A 19,310-nucleotide genomic window follows, 5' to 3' on the forward strand; every position below is an offset into this window, starting at 1 on the left:
CTATAAAAAGTGAACCATATAAGTAATATAAGTTCATTAAAATTATAGTTTACTTTAAAATAAAAAAGCTCATTTTTGTCAAAGTCTTGACTTTGATAAAGATGGGCTTTTCAAAATTATTATTTATTCCAAAAAAAAGTTATTTTTAAATCAACTTATATTACTTATATGGTGAAAAATAATCTTTAATTGGTTTTAATATTTAACTATTTCAATGAAAATTAATTTTAAGAAAACATACAAATTTGCCATAAAATCGGCATTATATATAAGTCTATTTGCAACGGCATTTGTACTGATGCTGATGTCTTTATTTTATAAAAATCAATTAAAACATCAAGTAGCATTCGGAATAATCTTCATTATTGTTATCTATATATTTTCATTTTTAGTTTTACAATATCGCGTAGAGCGCTTTATTTATAGACGAGTAAAGAAAATTTACGATGAGGTTTCATTATTAGAATCGACAACCCTAATCAATCAGCCGATTAATACCGATATGGAAACGCTTTCGCGTGAAGTGAAAAAGTTTGCAACCGATAAAAAACTCGAAATCGAAATGCTCGAAATTCGTGAACAATATAGAAGGGAGTTTTTAGGAAACGTTTCGCACGAATTAAAAACACCATTATTTACTGTTCAAGGTTACGTTTCAACTTTGCTAGATGGTGCGATGGATGATAAAAATATCAGAAAAAAATATCTAAAACGTGCCGAAAAAGGAGTAGAACGTCTTATATATATTGTTGAAGATTTGGATATGATTACCAAATTAGAATCTGGTGATTTAGATTTGAATATGACCGATTTTGATGTGGTAGAATTGATTCAGAATGTTTTTGAATTGCTGGAAATGAAAGCTGATAAAAAGAAAATTAAATTGGCTTTTGAAAGTAAAAATGTCCAGTCGGTTATGATTAGAGGGGATCAGGACAGAATTCAGCAAGTTCTAGAAAACCTTATTGTAAACTCTATTAAATACGGAAAAGAAGGTGGTTTAACTGAAGTTGGCGTTGTAAATCTAACCAAGAAAAAAGTCTTAATCCGCATTAGTGATAATGGAGAAGGAGTTGAAAAACAAAATATTCCAAGACTTTTTGAACGTTTTTACCGAGTTGATAAAAGCGGAACTAGATCTGAAGGTGGTTCTGGTTTAGGATTGGCAATTGTAAAACACATTATTGAAGCTCATAAAGAGAAAGTTTATGTAGAAAGTGAATTCGGAATTGGCTCTGAATTCTCTTTTACACTCGAAAAAGCAAATAAAATAGTAAAAACGGACGTTAAAAAATTGTAACACTGCTTTTGCTGAAAGCCTTAAAAAAAAGGTGTTTAACAATAAATAAACATTCTGTTTTGAGGCGTAACATTAAATTTTTATTATAGTAACATCTGGTTAATGATTTCTTAACATAGGTGCTCCATCTTTGCATCCTGAAATTAAGGGAATTACAGAACTAATGATAAAAAGAAAACTATTAGCTGTTTTATTACTGCTAACATGTGCAACTTATGCACAAGAAACAAATAAACAAGAACTGAATAAGCAGGATGTAAAAAACGAAGTAATGCGTATTTTAGATTCTATAAACAAAGCAAAGCTTCCAGAAACTAAATCTGGAGGTGGAGTTGAAGAACATTGGTATGACAGAATCTCATTAAGAGGTTATGCACAGGTTCGATACAACGGCTTGCTGTCTACAAATGATAAAGTTTCTTGCGAACAGTGCGATAAATCTTGGGGAACAACTTCGACAGCTCCAGATGCAAAAGCAAACAATGGACTTTTTATTCGTCGTGCACGTTTAGTGTTTTCTGGACAAGTTCATCCAAATGTATTTTTCTATTTTCAACCAGATTTTGCAAGTTCGCCAAGTACAGGAGTTCAGAATTTTGTGCAGATACGAGACTTGTATTTTGACCTTTCTTTCGATAAAAAAAGAGAATATCGTGTTCGTATCGGACAAAGTAAAATTCCTTACGGATTCGAAAATATGCAGTCGAGTTCACAACGTTTAACTTTAGATCGTGCCGATGCAATTAACAGTTCGATCTTAAACGAGCGTGATTTAGGAGCAATTTTTTATTGGGCTCCAGCCGAAATAAGAGAGCGTTTTGCAATGTTGGTAAAAGATGGTTACAAAGGTTCTGGAGATTTTGGAGTTTTTGCTTTTGGAGTTTACAACGGGCAAATTGCAAATAAACTTGACGGAAATAGAGATTTAAATGTAGTTACAAGAGTGAGTTATCCATTTGTAATTGGAAACCAGATTATAGAGCCTGGAATTCAGGCTTATACGGGGAAATGGGCTTTTACTGGAGAAATTTCGTCAGGAGTTATTGTAAATGATCCGCAATATGTAAAAGACCAAAGAGTAGGCGCAACTTTTGTTTTGTATCCAAAACCATTCGGGATTCAGACAGAGTATAATATAGGAAAAGGACCTCGTTACAATACACTTACCAATACAGTTGACGAAACAGATTTAAATGGAGGTTACGTTTTATTAAACTATAAATGGGATCTTAAAAAACAAATTATTTATCCATTCGCTAAATTTCAATATTACGACGGAGGGAAAAAATATGAGAAAGATGCTAGAAGTTATGTAGTAAGAGATTACGAAATTGGTGTAGAATGGCAGCCAATAAAAGCTTTTGAGTTAACAGCAGAATATGTAATTGCAGACAGAACATTTGAAGACAGTGCACTTCCGATAAACAGACAGCAAGGAAATGTATTGAGATTACAAGCTCAGTTTAATTTCTAAAAAAAAAATAAAAAGCTGCGGCAATCCGCGTTTTCACGATAGTGAATCCGTTTAATCTGCGTCGAAAATTAGACACAGATTAAACGGATTTTTTTATGAATGAGAATTATCTTCAAAAACTTTAAACAAAGAATCCCAGTCAATATCATTTTTAAATTGGGATAATCCTTTAAAAGATTTTACTTTAGATAAATCTTCAATCGTAAAATCGTCTTGCATTGCGTACGGAACTAAATTTTCTTCTTGAAGTTTTATAGCTAAATATTCTTGTTCGTATTGTCCAGGAGTCGGAATAAAAAATGCTTTTTTACCCAATTTTGCCAAATCCATTACGGTTGTATAGCCAGAACGACACAAAACAAATTCACTTTCGTTAAAAGTTTGTTCGAGCTGTTTTGAATTCATGAAATTGTAATAAGTCACATTTCCAGATTCCCATTTTTCTTGTGTTTTCTCTACAACTCCTTTTACAAAAACTACTTTTCCAGGAAATTTTGTAGCTTGTTTTTGCAATTTTTCATCTAAGAAAGTACGTTGAGGTTCAGGACCAGAAAGTATAATCATTAGATCATATACTTTTGGCGTTTCCTTTTTCTTCATGCGACTTAAAGGACCAATATATTTTAAGTTTAATGAATTGTTTTTTAGATGTCCAAGATCTCCAGTAAGATTTACTTCTCCGTTGGTATCAGGAACCCAGCATTCATTATATTTTTTTATAAAATACTGATGGCATTTACTTGTAAACCAAGTCGTGTTTCCAGTCATCACATTTAATTGATGCGTCATAAAAACGGAAGGCACTTTTTTACTGAAAACACCTAATCTATTATCAGAAATTATTCCGTCAATGCCATGTTTTTTAATCCAGCCATTTACCATTTTTTTCTCATCTAAAATAGCTGTAATCATTTTTGGAAGGTTTTTAATCAGCTTCCATTTAAAATTTTTACCATTCTTTGCATATTCAATATGATAAGAAGGCAATTCTAAAGTTTGTATATAAGGAAATTCTTTTCGTAATAAAGCCAAAGCAACTCCATCAGACGCAATAATCGGAATATAATTATTTTCTTGAAGCGCTTTTATAATAGGAATACATCGAGTTGCATGTCCTAAACCCCAATTTAATGGAGCTATCAAAATAGTTTTATTAGCAGAATAATCAATGCTCATTTTTAAAATGTTTTAAAAACGAAGATAAAGAAATATGTTTGGGATGCTATTTAGAGGGTATTACTAAATTATTAACTATAGATTTTATAAAACACTTGAATTTTCGAGGGATGATTCAGAATTAATTGCATTTTTTTAAATAAGATTACCTCTATGTTAAGCGATTCTGATTTCTTGAAATGACCTTAATAAGGAAATTGGCAAGTTTAGCTGCAATATAAAAAAAGCCGAACATAAGTTCGGCTTAAAAGTATCGTATTTTAAAACCTTAGCACCTCAGTGCCTTAGTCCCTCAGAATCTTAATCTTGAATATACGTTTTATTACCATTTTTGTTAATGTAGTATTTACCGCCTCTTGGTCCTGTATATACTTTTTTACCATTGTATTCGCCAGTAACTTTATCTGGTACAGATGGCGCTTTTTCGTTTGTTTCTTTTAAAGTTTTTGATGCTGATTTTTTTGCACTTGCAGCATCTTTCTTGGCAGCGTCAGCTTTTGCAGTTGATTTTTTAGCATCAGCTTTAGCTTTGTCTGCTGCACTTTTTGCTTTATCAGATTCTACAGTTGCTTTTTTAGCATCAGCTTTTGCTTTTGTTGCTTCTTTGTCAGCGGTCTTTTTTGCAGCGTCAGCTGATTCTTTTTTGGCTTTTGTTGAAGCAGCTTTTGCATCATCTGCTGCTTTTTTAGATTTTGCAGCTTCCTTTTTTGCATCAGCCGAAGCTTTGTCTGCGGTTGATTTTGCTTTTTTAGCTGAGGCTTCTGTTTTGCTCTTCGCAGCTTTTGTAGTTGTTTCTTGTGCGTAGAAGTTAGATGAGAAAACAACTATAAAACAGAACAATAATAATTTTTTCATAAGGTTATACGTTTAAATTTCAATTAAAATTACACAATTTATTGTCATCTTTTTCGCAACGCATTAAAAATATGCGCGAAGCTGAATATTTCCGGTATGAATCGTATTTCCTGTTTCGCTTTTACGTCCTAGATAATTTAAATTTATATCTAAAAATGACGTAATGTTCTTTTGCAGAAGCAGTTTCCAAACTAGATTTGAACCCGCTTGAAGTCCTTCTAACATTTGAAAACCGACAGATGAAAACTCATTTCCGTTGAATTTATTTTCATAAAAAGAAAATTCACCATTTAGAGTTACTTTTCTTTCGCCAGCATAAGAAAATGAAGTTCCAATTCTGTTTTGGTCTAAAGTTTCAAGATTCCCTATTTGATTTTTCTTGTTTTGAAGTTCGTAAAAGAAATCTAATTTGGTGTTTTTAGAAAATAAATAACTCACTTTTGGAGCAATTTGCCAGCCATTTATGTCGTAATTTTTCTCAGCAAAATCTTTTGAAACTAAATCTGTTTTGATGGTTTTAGTAAAGAAATTAAATAGCCAGCTTTTTTGATACAAATGCGTATATTGAATTTGATGCGAATAATTTCCAACATTTTGCGATCCGATCGAAAGCAGACTTTTTCCTTTATTAATAAGATAAGAATAAGTAACAGAATGCTTTTGTCGGCCCCGATTATAGAATAAACTGTTTCTAAAACTTGAGTTGAGTCCTAAAATATTGTCTTCCGAAGAACCGAACGGATTAAGATCGAGTTCTCCTTCATTTCTAACTTTTCGATCTAGTATAAAAGAGGTTTGATTGTAAAAGTAAGACAGCACTTTTTTATATCCTTTTTCATTCTGCCATTGCAGCGGATTTAAAGTTAAAGACTGCGAAAACTTATTCTGATTGGTTTTAATATAAACTTGATTAGGCAAAAAGATTCGAACATAACGCGCCTGATCTTGATAAACAGCCACTTCAAATTCTTCCAATTCCTGAATTCCGTTTCCGTTGTAATCATTCCAAGTATAAACTCCTTGTCCAGTCGGAACTTCAACATAGGTAAATTCTTGTTGCGCAATGGTTCCCGAGCTGGTTTCGTAAGCCGTTCCAATCTGCATTAACTGATTAAAAAAACGATCGTTGTATAAAATTCTAGAATTTAAAGAAGGTTCATTCTTTCGGGTTTCGTCTGTAAAATCTAGATTTCTATAACTGGCATAAACCGCTAAATCGGTAGTTTTATTTTGAATTAATTTCGACTTTAAATAATAGGTTTGCGAATTATTTACATGTTGCAATAATCCGTTTTGCAAACTATCGTTTCGCCTTTGCAAATAACCAATTTCGACAAAAACTTTGGTGCTATCTCCACGTCCAACAAAAGCACCATATTCTGAAAAGCGCTGACTTAAAGCCGAAAACTGATTGGTAACCTTATCTTTTTCCTGATTGTCTTCCAATTGCAAACTGCCGCCAATCCAGTTTTTGCCAAAATGATATTTGGTTCTGGTTTGATTCCTAATAAATTTTGAAGCTGAAGCCGTAGCATCAGAATTCAAAAAACTTCCATTGTTTTCGATTGTCCAATTTTTAAGTTTGAATAAAGCGGTTGTTGTATGTCTTGAACCAGCATAACTTTCACTAAAATCTAATTTCTCAAATTGATAAGTCAGCAAACCGATGTTTGAAGTTTTTTCTTTAGAAAATAAATCAAAATTAAATCCTGTAACCAAAAGACTTTGATTGCCCAAAAGTGTTCCGGTTAAATTCCAATCGCGGTTAAATTCTATATTGTACAAACGTTCGACAGATTTAAAATCCTGCTGTACATATTGATAATTGGCAAAAGCATCTAAACTCCAACTTCTAGAGAAAAGCCGTTTTTTAAGATTGGTTTTAAAAGCGATTCCTTCATTATCAGCATCATCAATTCCAGAAAATAAATTTTGATCGTTATTGCTCACCGCTAATTCAAAATCGACCAAAGTTTTTTCATTCGGATTGTATTTTCCTAAAAAAGTTGCAACCTGAAGTTTTATCGGCGCAACAAGCTGTACAATTGGTTCATAGTTTCCTTGTAAAATTCCGTTTACAGGTTCAACATATTGATAAATTCTTTCGACAGAATTATTGTTTTGAATGATGTAATTTCCGGCATTTGCACCGACCAAACTAAATCTTACATTATATAAAACATCAGCAGAATTGTTGGAATACTCATAAACTTCAACCGAATTGATGATCGTCTTTTTATATAAAATTTTGTTGTCGGCATATTTATCTTCGTAAGCAGAAGGCGCTTTCATCAAATTAACGTCATCTCCCGCTTCGCTTAAAATCTGAACTTGTTCTGGAGAAAGATTTTGCTGTAAAGGCTGATTCTTCATATCATTTTCAGAATAAATATAACCTCCAAAGCTCCAATTTTTGTTTTCGTGCGTTGCGCCCGCATAAGTTACCAATCGATTGTAGTTTCGCTCAGAATATTGGTATTCGATATTAATACGCATTTCGGAATTGATTGGAAAAAGTGATGTGAAAACTATTTCTCCCGCATTATAATCAATAACATAATCGTTGTTTTCGCCACGTTTCAGCAAAACACCATTTACATAAACGCGTTCTGAACCAGAAATAACCAAAACATATAATTCGCCATTTTGACCTTTTAATTTATATGGACCTTGATTTCCTTCCTGACCTGTAAAAGTGCTTTTGGCGTATTGACCTTTCACAAAAGCGACTGAGGCAAAAACATTGGTTTTACTTTTTTCGGTATCAAAATCAAAACTGGCAGAAATTCCCTGAACTTTTTTATTGAAGCTCAAAAATTGTGTTTTCCTGTTTTCTAAAAAGACATCGCCTGCGCGAATATTCCAATCATCGCTAAACAGTTCCATGAAAATATTATCAAACTGATCTAATTTCTGTGAATAACCGCCATCTTGCAACGGAATATTACTGTCTTGAAGCGAAGCTCTTAAACTTACTTTTTCTGAAATTTTTCCCGTAATCTGTAAATCTAAATTGGAGTTTAAAACCGTACTCTGATTATTTCCGATTGTAATGCCTCGAGTAATGCTACCGGAAGTATTTAATCCGTCAAAAGGAGCGACTTTTTTAGCATTTGCGTTGTTGTCAATTCGATACAATTTTTCAGTTCCGACATCATTTGTTACAATTTGATCGGATTTATAAAGGCTATATTCTTTAGTTAAGAAATCAGGATATTGAAGGTAATTGACAATTAAAGTGTCTGATGCCGCTTGGAATTTTTCATTTAAAAGTAAAAAACCTTTTTGAAAATCAATTTTGTAGAACGACGAATCTATAGGTTCGTTTTGAGTATTTAAAAGCTGAAAAAAACTAGAATTGATACTAGCTTTTTCTAGCCGAATAGTATCTTTTGAAGCCATTGCTTTTTTGGTTTTGTACAGCGTTCCCTTGTCCTGCGCCTGAACCGCAGAAAACCAGAAGAAAACCGTCAAAAACAGTAATTTTTTCAACATAAATACTTTAACTCTAAAAAGTCAAAAGTAGTATTTATAATTGGGAAAATCAGGGCTTGATTTTTTGAGTTTTAAACTTGTGAATTAATCTTGTTTTTGGAGTTTTTTTCTTTTTTAATTGCTGATCCATAACTTAAAAATACTCCTGTTCCTGATAATGCAACACCAATCGAATTTCTAAAATCTGAAAATGAAATGTCTTTTAAGCTTTCTTTTTGAAGAAGTGGGCCTAAATCGAAAGTGATATATAATAGAACAATTATTAAAAAAATCTGTGTAAATCTTTTTTGTGCTTTCATATGATTTTAGAAAATAGATTAATTTATTTTTTTATGCCCTCAGATAAAATCATTAAAAGCAGAATTATGATAATGCAAATAAAAATGGAGTTAGGATTAGCAAAGTTAATTGTCCATCCCATCTCTTTTATCTTTTTAGGAGGAAACATTCTTTTGTCATTTGGATTATAATAGAAAAGTCCCCAAATCCAGTTGTTTGGATCGTTGTGCCAATTGTTTTTTTCTTCTTCGGATGGATTTGGATTATGTTGCATTTATATTGATTGTTTTGTTTTCAAATGAGGTAATTATAAGAAGGAATTTTTGTAGATGTATTAATTGCTTTTTTTAGATTCATTTAGCTTTAACTTCTTTTCCGTTTGATACAAAACAATTGCAACACAAAATATTAAACCTATAAATACTGAAAAGTTAGTAAATGAAGTACTGCCAAAAATTGCATACAGTATAATTTGAACTAATAATAAAAGAGATAGAATTTTTAAGAAAAGATTGGTGCTGTATTTTTGTGCAAAATCCCAGTTCAATTTATTTTTCATTGAATTTGATGTTCTATAACCATACAAAGAATTTATGTTTTTTGGAGGAAACACTTTAGTTATTAGCATTATAAATAATACTATTATAATAATCGGATTATTAGATAAAAGAGTTAGTATTTCCATGATAGTTTTTTAATTTTTTTTTGGTAGCTTAATTATCCAATTTATAAAAAAAGAAGAAAGCACTGCTAGCAATAGAGCAAAGTACATCATGGGATTACTTCTGTTAAATACTATTTTTTCCACGAAAGAGTCACCGTCCTCAAAAAACATAATTCTAAACATTATTAATATGTAGAGAATACTAAGCAAATAAGTAATAAAAATACGTGTTTTATTATGTTTCAACTTCATAGTTTGATTTGTTTCAATCTAATATAAATGTAAAAAAATAGTAAGGTAAAAATCTGAAACCGAATAATTGTAAATTATTTCTCTCGTTTATATTTGTAAAAATAACAAAATGGGAATAAAATCGTATGAAATAATTATTTAAATAACGGAAAAACTAAAAAAGGCTTCACTAAAAATTAGTAAAGCCTTTTTATATAATTTGAATTGAAATAATTACCTTGTATAAAGCAATATTAGTTTAATTCTTTAGTCACAATTTGCATCGTTTCGCGGCTAACTTGTTTTAATAAAACTTCTTTGTTAGTTTCAACCGTTTGAGCAGCTTCTTCTGTAAAGTGACGAATCGTGTATAAAGTGACATTTTCGCTGTATTCTACTTTGAATTTTTTAGAAAGAATAGCATTCAATTCTGGGAAATTTCCAAATTTATCTTCCACGCAAACAGAAAAACTAATCGCAGAATTCTGAATTAAGTTTACTTTGATTTTAAATTCATGAAACAATCCAAAAATCTCACTGATGTTTTCTTCCATAATGAAAGAGAAATCAATAGATGAAAGAGAGATTAAAAGCTGTTCTCTTTTTACAATAAAACACGGATATTGTGGTTCCAGATCTACACCTTTAGAAACGCAAGTTCCTTTTAATAAAGGATTCACGAATGATTTTACATACAAAGGAATTTCTTTTTTCTGTAAAGGCTGTAATGTTTTTGGGTGAATAACCGTCGCTCCGTAAAACGCTAATTCGATAGCTTCACGATACGAAATCTGATTCAATAAACTTGCATTTTCAAAATAACGCGGATCCGCATTCATAACTCCAGGAACGTCTTTCCAGATTGTAACGCTTTCTGCATTTAAGCAATAAGCAAAAATTCCAGCAGTATAATCAGAACCTTCACGACCTAAAGTTGTAGTGAAATTATTTTCGTCAGCACCTAAAAATCCTTGAGTAATGTTTAATTGTTTTCTTGGAACATTTTTGCTGATATTTTGTTGTGTCGTTTCCCAATCTACCTCTGCATCTCTATAATTTGCATTGGTTTTAATGAAATTACGAACATCAAGCCATTGCGTTTGAATTCCCATGAAATTCATAAAATGACTTAAAATATTAGTAGAAATTAATTCTCCAAAACTAACAACCTGATCGTAAACAAAGTTATAGTTTGGCGATTTATTGTGCGCTAAGAAATATTCTAATTCAGCAAATTGAGCATTCACTGCTGCAAAAACTTCATGTTTTTCGTCTTCAAACAAATCTAATAAGATTTGATTGTGGTATTTTTTTATTTCTTGAACAGAAGAATTTAATTCTGTCGATTTTTCAAAATAATTCTTGATTACAACTTCAAGAGCATTTGTTGTTTTTCCCATAGCCGAAACTACAAGAATTACGTCTTCGTAACCTACTTTTTGTAAAACGTCATATACGTTTTTAATTCCATCTGCATCTTTTACAGATGCTCCTCCAAATTTAAATACTCTCATTATTAATTTATAGATTTTAGATTATAGATTTCAGATTTGAGGCGAAATCCTAATGTTTTATTTTTTTTTGCCACTAATTCCGCGAATTTTCACGAATTAATTTGTGTGAATTAGTGTAATTCGTGGCAGGCTAATTTTTTTATAATTTTTCTAAGAACGAATTAACTCCAGCTTCATCCATTTGCACAACTTGCCAATCTTCAAGAATTTTTGCGCCAGAATTTTTGTAAAAGTTAACTGCTGGAGTGTTCCATGCCAAAACATTCCATTCTATTCTTCTTACGCCGTATTTTTTTCCTTGTTTCATAATTTCAGCATAAAGAGCAGAACCTAAACCCGTACCGCGCATTTTCTCTTTTACAATTAAGTCTTCAAGGTGAATTGTTTTTCCTTTCCAGGTAGAATAGCGGTAATAATACAATGCAATTCCAACAATCTCTTTTTGTTTTTCTTCGTTTTCAATCTCTGCCACAAAAACGTGAAATAATGGTTTTTCGCCAAAACCGTCACGTACTAAATCTTCCTCCGTAATGACAACTGCTTCAGGTTCTTTTTCGAATATCGCCAGCTCCTGAATAAGTCCCAACACCGATTTCATGTCTTCAGGATTCCCTTTTCTAATATTCATAATCAATTCATTTTACTTTTTGTCCTTTATAGTATCGCTTTTTCCTTTATCAGATTTACTCTTGCGAATATATATAAGAAACAATTTTTTGTATTCGTATTTTTAAGTATTTATTATCTAAAAAAGCATTTTTTTAGTTGTTGCTTTTCGCAGATTATTAGCAAATATACAATAGTAGCAAACTAACAAAATAATTTTTGAATCATTCTCACAAAATAAGCGATATTTGTGACTTAAAAACAAAACTATAACGATTTAGAAATGGAAGAACGCAATAAAACACTGGGAGAGTTTATTATTGAGAACCAAAAAGCATTTCAGTATTCTTCGGGAGAGCTTTCCCGAATTATCAACTCTATTAGATTGGCAGCCAAGGTTGTGAATCATAAAGTAAACCAAGCTGGGCTTGTGGATATTATTGGCGCCGCGGGCGAACAAAATATTCAGGGAGAAGATCAGCAAAAATTAGATGTCTATGCAAACGAAGTATTTATCCAGACGTTAATAAACCGTGAGATTGTCTGTGGTATTGCTTCTGAAGAAAACGACGATTTTATTACAGTTCAGGGGAGCGACAACTGTCATAATAATAAGTACGTGATCTTAATGGATCCGCTTGACGGATCTTCAAACATTGATGTAAATGTTTCGGTTGGAACTATTTTTTCTGTTTTTAGAAGAATTACTCCAATTGGAACTCCGGTAACAAGCGAGGATTTTTTACAACCGGGAATCAATCAAGTTGCAGCAGGCTATGTAATTTATGGAACTTCAACTATGTTGGTTTACACTACAGGTTTTGGAGTAAACGGATTTACGTTAAATCCAGCGATTGGAACTTTTTACCTTTCGCATCCAAACATGAAATTTCCAAAAGACGGAAACATTTATTCGGTAAACGAAGGGAATTATGTTCATTTTCCGCAAGGCGTAAAAAATTACATTAAGTACTGTCAGGAAGAAAAAGAAAACAGACCTTACACTTCAAGATATATCGGAAGTTTGGTTGCCGACTTTCATAGAAATATGATTAAAGGCGGCGTTTATATTTATCCAACAAGTTCAAAAGCGCCAAAAGGGAAATTACGTTTGTTATATGAATGTAATCCGATGGCGTTTCTAGCAGAACAAGCAGGAGGAAAAGCAACAGACGGTTTTGGTAGAATTATGGAAATCCAACCGACAGAATTGCATCAAAGAGTTCCGTTTTTCTGCGGAAGCTATAATATGGTAGAAAAAGCAGAGGAGTTTATGGCTGATGCGCAATAGCTAATATAATTTACAAAAACGAAAAATAAATACTTTATGAAAAAAACATTGTTATATGGTTTCTTGATGCTTTTTATATCCTGTAACGATTTGCCAAAGGAAGATGCAATTCGGAATATAATTAAATCTAAAATAGCAGAAGAATCTTTTGATAATGCAGAATTAGTAGATTTCAATATAGTTAGGACTTTAGAAAATACATCTTTTGGACATACTTTAGATGTTGAGTTTACTGGTAAGGTAAAATATTTAAATTCAGGTTATGTCAGAAATGCATCCTTATTGGGAACAAATACAAATGAAATGAATTTTTTAATTATTGTTGAAAAAGTCAGTGAATCCAATAATATGCTTTATGATTATTTAAAAGTAAAAAAAGGCATGATTAAAGAGATTACTGGTTCAGTACAATTTGTTAAAGGTGCAGATTTATTTGATAAAAGCACTTACTCTAAACCTGACGTTTGGGATCTAAATGTGGGCAAAAATTATGGTATGAGTTTAAAAGAAATTAAAAACATAAACGGTTATAAGCGTTAAAGCGCTCTAAGATTTTTTGTTTCAAGTTTCAAATTTACTTTTTACTATAAAATAGCAAACCCGACAGATTTTTTAACCTGTCGGGTTTGTATTTAATAGAAGTTTAAAAATCCAATATAATCTGAAAACTGTGACTGAAAACTGAAAACTTCTTATTTATTCATATTCTCCATTTCGAAAAGGAAAGTATCCAAATCTACTTTTTTGTCTACTAAAGAAAGTGCTTTAGAAACAATAAAATCTACGTTTCCTGGAGTAAATCCTAAAGCTAATCCCATACGTCTTAACATTACTTCTTGTAAGTCTCCTAAATGGTGATCAACGTGAACCATTCTTGCTAAGTCATACAAACGCTCTAAACGCTGTGTGTATAAATATGGAGGGTTTATTGGATGTTTCCAAGGATCTGAAAGTATCTCTTTATATTCTTCTTCTGAAATTTGTAATGTTGAAGCAATTTTATCCAAAAACTCTTGTTCTTGTTGGTTGATTTTTCCGTCAGCAAAAGCTACACGCACAATTGCAGAGAAATGACCTCTGTTTCTTTGTTTGAATTCGTTATCAAATAATTCTGAAAATGGCATAATTAATTAGTTTTTAAAGAACAAATATAGTCCTATTTTTAAATTATTAATTTTAAATTTCTCATAAAATTTAACTTTTTTTAATGCAGGATTTGACCGCTTTAAATCTTTAAGTTTGAAAATTAATTGTAAGTTTACAGCCCCTAATTATTTAATTACATTATACCTATGTCACAATTTTGGATTTATTTTCAAATAGGATTAAAACACGTTTTAGATATCAATGCTTACGATCACGTTCTTTTTTTAATCGCCCTAACTGTTCCGTATTTATTTAAAGACTGGAAAAGAATTTTTCTGCTCGTTTCTTTATTTACAATCGGACACACTTTGGCTTTAATTCTTTCTGTTTACGGTATTATAACCATAAAAGTAAATCTTGTAGAATTTCTTATTCCAATTACAATTTTGGTAACAGCGCTCTATCATTTATTTACAGCAGGAAAGACTTCTAAAAACGATGGTGTTAATCTGGTGTTTTTTATAACTTTATTCTTTGGAATTATTCATGGTTTAGGATTTTCTAATTATTTCAAAACAATTTTAGGAGGCTCTGCAACGTCAAAATTGTTACCTTTGGGAGAGTTTGCGTTAGGAATTGAAGCAGCGCAACTTGTAGTGGTTTTTGTTGTCTTAGTAATTTCATATATAGTGCAGACAGTTTTCCGTTTTTCAAAACGTGATTGGGCACTTGTAATGTCGGCTTTCATCATTGGAGTGGTTATCCCGATGATTATAGAAAGTCCAATTTGGAACAGATAAATTAATGGAAGAAAAAAAATTGAATAAATACGATAAAGCTTATCTGCGAATTGCAAAAGAGTGGGGGCAGCTTTCTTATTGTAAACGTAAAAAAGTTGGAGCTATTATCGTAAAAGACAGAATGATCATTTCTGATGGATACAATGGAACTCCATCTGGATTCGAAAACTGCTGCGAAGACGAAGAAGGATTAACGCGTTGGGATGTATTGCATGCTGAAGCAAATGCCATTCTTAAAGTAGCCAGATCAACACAATCTTGCGAAGGAGCAACGCTATATATTACGCTTTCGCCTTGTAAGGAATGCAGTAAATTAATCCACCAATCTGGGATTAAAAGAGTAGTTTATAAAGATGGGTATCGTGATGATTCAGGAATTCAATTTTTAATAAAAGCAGGTGTTGAAGTAGAACATGTTCCTGTTTTAGAAGAGGATGAAATTTAATTCGAAATATTTACCAATAGTTATAGGAGCAACTTTCGCTCTTGGAACAATTGCAGGAAGCTTTATGAGTGCTCCCGCAAGCGATCAGCTTTTGGCTAAAAATTACTCTAAAACCAAGCTTAATAAACTTATTGATTTTATCAATACAGAATATGTTGATAGCGTCAATACCGATTCGATTGTAAATCTTACAGTCGATAATATTCTATCTAAATTAGATCCGCATTCGGTTTATATTCCACCAAGCGAACAAGCGGAAGTTGCCGAAAGTATGAAAGGAGATTTCGTCGGAATCGGAATTAATTTTTATATGTATAAAGATTCTGTAGCGATTATAAAACCAGTTGAAAATGGTCCTTCAGCGAAAGCAGGATTAAAATCTGGCGATCGAATTCTATATGCGGGAAAAACCAAATTGTACGGCAGAAGATTGCCTTCGGATAGTTTGTTTTCGAAATTAAAAGGGCTTCAGGGTTCTGAAATCGAATTGACGGTTTTTAGAAAATCAGAAAAAAAGAAACTTAAGTTTAAAGTAAAACGAGATGTTATTCCGATTAAGAGTGTCGATGCTTCGATAATGATTGGAAATAAAATCGGTTATATCAAAATTAATCGTTTTGCTGAAACTACTTTTAACGAATTTAAAACGGGTTTAACGAGATTAAAACAAAAAGGAATTGAGTCTCTAGTAATCGATCTTCGTGATAACGGTGGCGGCTATATGGAAGAAGCGATTGCAATTGCAGATGAATTTTTAAAAGATAAGCAGTTAATCGTTTTCACGAAAAGTAAAAACGGTTCAACTGAAAAAACATATGCCACAAAAGCAGGAAGTTTTGAAACTGGAAAAGTGTACGTCTTAATAAATGAAAATAGTGCTTCTGCGAGCGAAATTTTAGCTGGCGCCATTCAAGATAATGATCGTGGAACCATTGTTGGACGACGCTCATTTGGAAAAGGTTTGGTTCAAAGAGAAATGGATTTCAATGACGGATCGGCTGTAAGGTTAACCGTTGCGCGTTATTATACACCGACAGGAAGATCGATTCAGAAACCTTATAAAAAAGGAAATGAAGAATATTTTAAAGAATCTGAAGCGAGATTGAGAACTGGCGAATTATATGCTAAAGACAGTATAAAAGTAGCAGATTCATTAAAATTTAAAACGCCAAAAGGCAAAATCGTTTACGGCGGTGGCGGAATCGTTCCAGATGTTTTTGTTCCGATGGAAGCTGAACACGGAAATGAAAATGTTGCGTACTTATTACAGACAGGAATTGTTGGACATTTTGTTTTTGAAGAATTAGATAAAAATCGAAATGCGTTTGCGGGACTAAGTTTTAGTGAGTTTTTAGCTAAAATGAAAACTTCAGATGTTTACTTTAAAAAGTTCAAAAACTATATTTTAATGACTGGTTTGGATTTAAAACTCGATAAAACCAAAGCACTCGTTGATCGATATATCACAGCCGAATTTGCTCGTCAGCTTTATGGAGAATTGTATTATTATGATGTCATTTTAAAAGATGATGCCATGATTAAGACTGTTCTGAATCCGAAAAAATAACTTCAAATTTTTATATCATGAAAATAGAAACCGTTATTGATGCAGAAATTGAACTTCTAACTGCCGTTAAAAAATCGGATGTTTTGGCTTTGGAAACAATTCTTCATGATGATTTGCTTTTTAATATGCCCGACGGACAAACGATAACCAAAGAATTTGATTTACAATCGTATCGTTCAGGTAAAATGAAAATAGATTTTTTAGAAGCTTCAGATCAAATCGTCAATATAATTGATAGCGCAGCTGTGGTTGCTGTTACAGTTTCATTAAAAGGATCTTATGATAATAATCCGATTAATGGTGTTTTCAAATATATAAGAGTTTGGAAAAAAGTTGGTAAAAATCTAAAAGTGATTGCGGGAAGTTGCGTTCAGCTGGCATAAATTTTGAAGAAAATTTATAGCCACAGATTAACGAGATTAAAAGGATTTTTTTGTAATCTGTGTTAATCTTTTTAATCTGTGGCTAAAAAAAATGTAATCTTGAAGATTACTGCAAATAAATATCTATATCATGAAAAATCTAAAAAGAATAAGTTTACTAGCGTTTTTAATGGCTTTTGTAATCTCTTGTACAACTATGAAAAACGATGCAAATACTCTAGTTTCAGGAAGAGTAGAATCAATAGAAGGAGGAAAGGACGGTTACACAGCAAAAATTACAACAGACACAAAAGAAGTATATTTTGCGACAATCAGCATTGTAAATGTTGGCGGACCTCAAAACTACAAACAATTAAAAATCGGTAATATAGTTTCTGTAAAAGGAGAAAAATGGAAAACCGAAGATGAAAACCATATTAAAGTAACAGAAATCGTTTCAGTTAAATAAAGACAAAAAATAAAATAAACCATATAAGTGATATAAGTTCATTTAGTTTATACGGAAAGTATAATATGAACTTATATCACTTATATGGTTTAATAATTTTATCGAATGCTGTCGTGCGCGTGAGTTTGTACACCGTTATTCCATAAAGTTAGAATATCTGTAGCAACAGCAGCGCCACTTCCGGCAGCAATTGCCAATTGGCTTCTCCAGCCTGCTAAAGTTCCAATGACATAAATGCCGTCTGCAACTTTGTGATCTTCGTTTTTAAGCTGAATACGTTGTTTTTCTGGAAGTGCTTTTTTGTGAGGTTCAACAAATTGCATTAAACCTTCTATGTCAAAAGTATTGGCAGAGCCAATTCCCACAACGATGTTTTTTGTTTTATAAGAGTTTTTGTTGGTAACTACAGTAAATTCAGGATAAGTTCCTTCAACTTTCATTACTTTTTCATTTGCAATCTGAGTAATGTGTGGATAAGTTGTCGCTAAATCCTGTGTGCTTTCTGTAAGCAGTTCAGAACCTAATTTTCCTGGTGTAATTCCGTAAGCGTTATAAAATATTGCCTCTTGTAAAGTAGAATTTTTTTGATGTGTAAAAATTCCGATTTTTTTGTCAGTAACAAATGCTTTGTTTTTTGCGGATCCTAAGACAAGAGCGCAGGACATGCCCGAAACTCCTCCGCCTATAATTAAAACATCAAACATATTATCTGTTGTCATTCATTTTTTCCTCGATTCTCTTTGAAATTCTAAAAATCAAAAGAATCAGAACAGCGCAAAATGAAGCGGCGATTCCAATAAAAGCTACAATACTGTCTCCCTGAAAAGGATTTTTAAAGTCTAATAGCGTAATATTAAAAACAATTAAAGCTAATGCTAAAAGCACTAAGATTGAAGTAAAAATTTTCATAAGATTGTTTCTGTTTGGTCTAAAATAATAAAGTAGAACTCCTTAAAAATGACTAAGAGTTATATTTTAGAATATTTTATGGGGTAAATTTATAAAAATAAATTTTAGACAAACAAACCTTTAACATTAGCAGCGAATAATTTAACAGCAATTGCTAAAAGTATCACACCAAATGTCTTACGAACGACTCCAAGTCCGTTTTCTCCTAACAAATTTTCGATTTTTTTAGAAGATTTCAAAACGATATAAACCAAAATGATATTCAGTAAAATCGCAATGATAATATTAATTGTATGAAATTGAGATCGAAGCGATAATAAAGTCGTCATGGTTCCTGCTCCAGCGATCAAAGGAAACGCTAGTGGTACGATAGAGGCAGATCCAGGTTCTTCGTCACGGTAAATTCTAATTCCTAAAATCATTTCTAACGCCAGAAAAAATAAAACGAAAGATCCGGCGACGGCAAATGAATGTACGTCGATACCAATTAAGTTTAGTAAACCTTCTCCAACAAATAGAAAAACAATCATAATGGAGCCGGCAACTATAGAAGCTTTTTCAGATTCGATATGTCCAACCTTCGCTCTTAAATTGACAATAATCGGAATTGAACCTACAATATCAATTACTGCAAAAAGCACCATACTAACGGTAATGATTTCTTTAAAATCGATTTCTAACATATCGCTTTGATTTTAAGGTTTAAAAAACTGCTGCAAAAGTAGTTAATAAAGTTAGGTGATTTTTCGTTAGAATGTATTTTTGTTATAAAAACACGTTTTATTGT

General features: G+C 32.0%; 21 protein-coding genes. 9 read left to right on the plus strand and 12 right to left on the minus strand.

Translation table 11 applies throughout. From position 1 onward, the window contains the following. The first annotated feature begins 214 nt into the window (after positions 1–214). Both P0R33_RS14780 and P0R33_RS14785 read left to right on the plus strand, forming a co-directional pair. Positions 215–1,300, plus strand: coding sequence for an ATP-binding protein (locus P0R33_RS14780; RefSeq protein WP_276171942.1), 1,086 nt, complete (start codon positions 215–217; stop codon positions 1,298–1,300). A gap of 163 nt (positions 1,301–1,463) precedes the next feature. Further along, on the plus strand, positions 1,464–2,774 hold the full coding sequence (locus P0R33_RS14785) for a porin (RefSeq protein WP_276171943.1): 1,311 nt from the start codon (positions 1,464–1,466) through the stop codon (positions 2,772–2,774). A gap of 93 nt (positions 2,775–2,867) precedes the next feature. Here P0R33_RS14785 and P0R33_RS14790 read toward each other — a convergent pair whose 3' ends face one another. From P0R33_RS14790 to P0R33_RS14825, 8 genes are all read right to left on the minus strand, one after another. Further along, on the minus strand, positions 2,868–3,950 hold the full coding sequence (locus tag P0R33_RS14790; RefSeq protein ID WP_276171944.1) for a glycosyltransferase: 1,083 nt from the start codon (positions 3,948–3,950) through the stop codon (positions 2,868–2,870). Between the two features lie 300 nt (positions 3,951–4,250). Further along, positions 4,251–4,805: a hypothetical protein gene (locus P0R33_RS14795; protein ID WP_276171945.1), complete on the minus strand. Its 555-nt coding sequence runs from the start codon at positions 4,803–4,805 to the stop codon at positions 4,251–4,253. A 63-nt stretch (positions 4,806–4,868) separates the two neighbouring features. Continuing rightward, on the minus strand, positions 4,869–8,300 hold the full coding sequence (locus tag P0R33_RS14800) for a hypothetical protein (protein WP_276171946.1): 3,432 nt from the start codon (positions 8,298–8,300) through the stop codon (positions 4,869–4,871). A gap of 71 nt (positions 8,301–8,371) precedes the next feature. Further along, positions 8,372–8,599 (minus strand): hypothetical protein, encoded by a 228-nt coding sequence (locus P0R33_RS14805; protein WP_276171947.1) that lies wholly within the window; start codon positions 8,597–8,599, stop codon positions 8,372–8,374. Between the two features lie 23 nt (positions 8,600–8,622). After that, positions 8,623–8,853, minus strand: a complete 231-nt coding sequence (locus P0R33_RS14810; RefSeq protein ID WP_276171948.1) for a DUF5808 domain-containing protein — start codon at positions 8,851–8,853, stop codon at positions 8,623–8,625. Between the two features lie 60 nt (positions 8,854–8,913). Next, on the minus strand, positions 8,914–9,264 hold the full coding sequence (locus P0R33_RS14815; RefSeq protein WP_276171949.1) for an SdpI family protein: 351 nt from the start codon (positions 9,262–9,264) through the stop codon (positions 8,914–8,916). 464 nt (positions 9,265–9,728) lie between these two features. Continuing rightward, on the minus strand, positions 9,729–10,988 hold the full coding sequence (locus P0R33_RS14820) for an aspartate kinase (protein WP_276171950.1): 1,260 nt from the start codon (positions 10,986–10,988) through the stop codon (positions 9,729–9,731). A 139-nt stretch (positions 10,989–11,127) separates the two neighbouring features. After that, positions 11,128–11,616, minus strand: a complete 489-nt coding sequence (locus tag P0R33_RS14825; RefSeq protein WP_276171951.1) for a GNAT family N-acetyltransferase — start codon at positions 11,614–11,616, stop codon at positions 11,128–11,130. A 261-nt stretch (positions 11,617–11,877) separates the two neighbouring features. Between P0R33_RS14825 and fbp the strand changes: the two genes are divergently transcribed. Together fbp and P0R33_RS14835 are read left to right on the plus strand one after the other, a co-directional pair. Further along, positions 11,878–12,885 (plus strand): class 1 fructose-bisphosphatase, encoded by a 1,008-nt coding sequence (gene fbp, locus P0R33_RS14830; RefSeq protein ID WP_276171952.1) that lies wholly within the window; start codon positions 11,878–11,880, stop codon positions 12,883–12,885. Positions 12,886–12,921: 36 nt separating this feature from the next. After that, positions 12,922–13,425 carry a hypothetical protein gene (locus P0R33_RS14835; protein ID WP_276171953.1) on the plus strand — a complete coding sequence of 168 codons (504 nt, stop codon included), beginning with the start codon at positions 12,922–12,924 and terminating at the stop codon, positions 13,423–13,425. Positions 13,426–13,577: 152 nt separating this feature from the next. Here the strand turns inward: P0R33_RS14835 and P0R33_RS14840 are convergent, their stop codons facing one another. Further along, positions 13,578–14,009 carry a TerB family tellurite resistance protein gene (locus tag P0R33_RS14840; protein ID WP_276171954.1) on the minus strand — a complete coding sequence of 144 codons (432 nt, stop codon included), beginning with the start codon at positions 14,007–14,009 and terminating at the stop codon, positions 13,578–13,580. A gap of 168 nt (positions 14,010–14,177) precedes the next feature. On the opposite strand from P0R33_RS14840, the gene P0R33_RS14845 reads away from it, so the two are divergent. The 5 genes from P0R33_RS14845 to P0R33_RS14865 all read left to right on the plus strand — a co-directional run bounded on the left by P0R33_RS14845 (position 14,178) and on the right by P0R33_RS14865 (position 17,614). Next, positions 14,178–14,771: a HupE/UreJ family protein gene (locus tag P0R33_RS14845; protein WP_229355738.1), complete on the plus strand. Its 594-nt coding sequence runs from the start codon at positions 14,178–14,180 to the stop codon at positions 14,769–14,771. A gap of 4 nt (positions 14,772–14,775) precedes the next feature. Next, positions 14,776–15,216, plus strand: coding sequence for a dCMP deaminase family protein (locus P0R33_RS14850; RefSeq protein WP_276171955.1), 441 nt, complete (start codon positions 14,776–14,778; stop codon positions 15,214–15,216). After that, complete coding sequence (locus P0R33_RS14855) at positions 15,206–16,783, plus strand: S41 family peptidase (protein WP_276171956.1); 1,578 nt, start codon at positions 15,206–15,208, stop codon at positions 16,781–16,783. Before P0R33_RS14850 ends, P0R33_RS14855 begins: the two co-directional genes overlap by 11 nt. A 17-nt stretch (positions 16,784–16,800) precedes the next feature. Next, entirely contained in the window at positions 16,801–17,166 is a 366-nt protein-coding gene (locus tag P0R33_RS14860; protein WP_276171957.1) for a nuclear transport factor 2 family protein, read from the plus strand. A 130-nt stretch (positions 17,167–17,296) separates the two neighbouring features. Then, complete coding sequence (locus tag P0R33_RS14865; protein WP_276171958.1) at positions 17,297–17,614, plus strand: hypothetical protein; 318 nt, start codon at positions 17,297–17,299, stop codon at positions 17,612–17,614. A gap of 98 nt (positions 17,615–17,712) precedes the next feature. Here P0R33_RS14865 and P0R33_RS14870 read toward each other — a convergent pair whose 3' ends face one another. The 3 genes from P0R33_RS14870 to P0R33_RS14880 form a co-directional block, all read right to left on the minus strand. After that, the gene (locus tag P0R33_RS14870; protein ID WP_276175662.1) at positions 17,713–18,318 is read right to left on the minus strand and encodes an FAD-dependent oxidoreductase; all 606 of its coding nucleotides are present in this window, start codon (positions 18,316–18,318) and stop codon (positions 17,713–17,715) included. Position 18,319: 1 nt separating this feature from the next. Next, entirely contained in the window at positions 18,320–18,523 is a 204-nt protein-coding gene (locus P0R33_RS14875; protein WP_095954910.1) for a hypothetical protein, read from the minus strand. A 104-nt stretch (positions 18,524–18,627) separates the two neighbouring features. Beyond that, entirely contained in the window at positions 18,628–19,206 is a 579-nt protein-coding gene (locus P0R33_RS14880; protein ID WP_276171959.1) for a MarC family protein, read from the minus strand. Positions 19,207–19,310 lie beyond the last annotated feature (104 nt).

It is taken from the genome of Flavobacterium sp. YJ01 (genome assembly GCF_029320955.1).
Lineage (GTDB): Bacteria > Bacteroidota > Bacteroidia > Flavobacteriales > Flavobacteriaceae > Flavobacterium.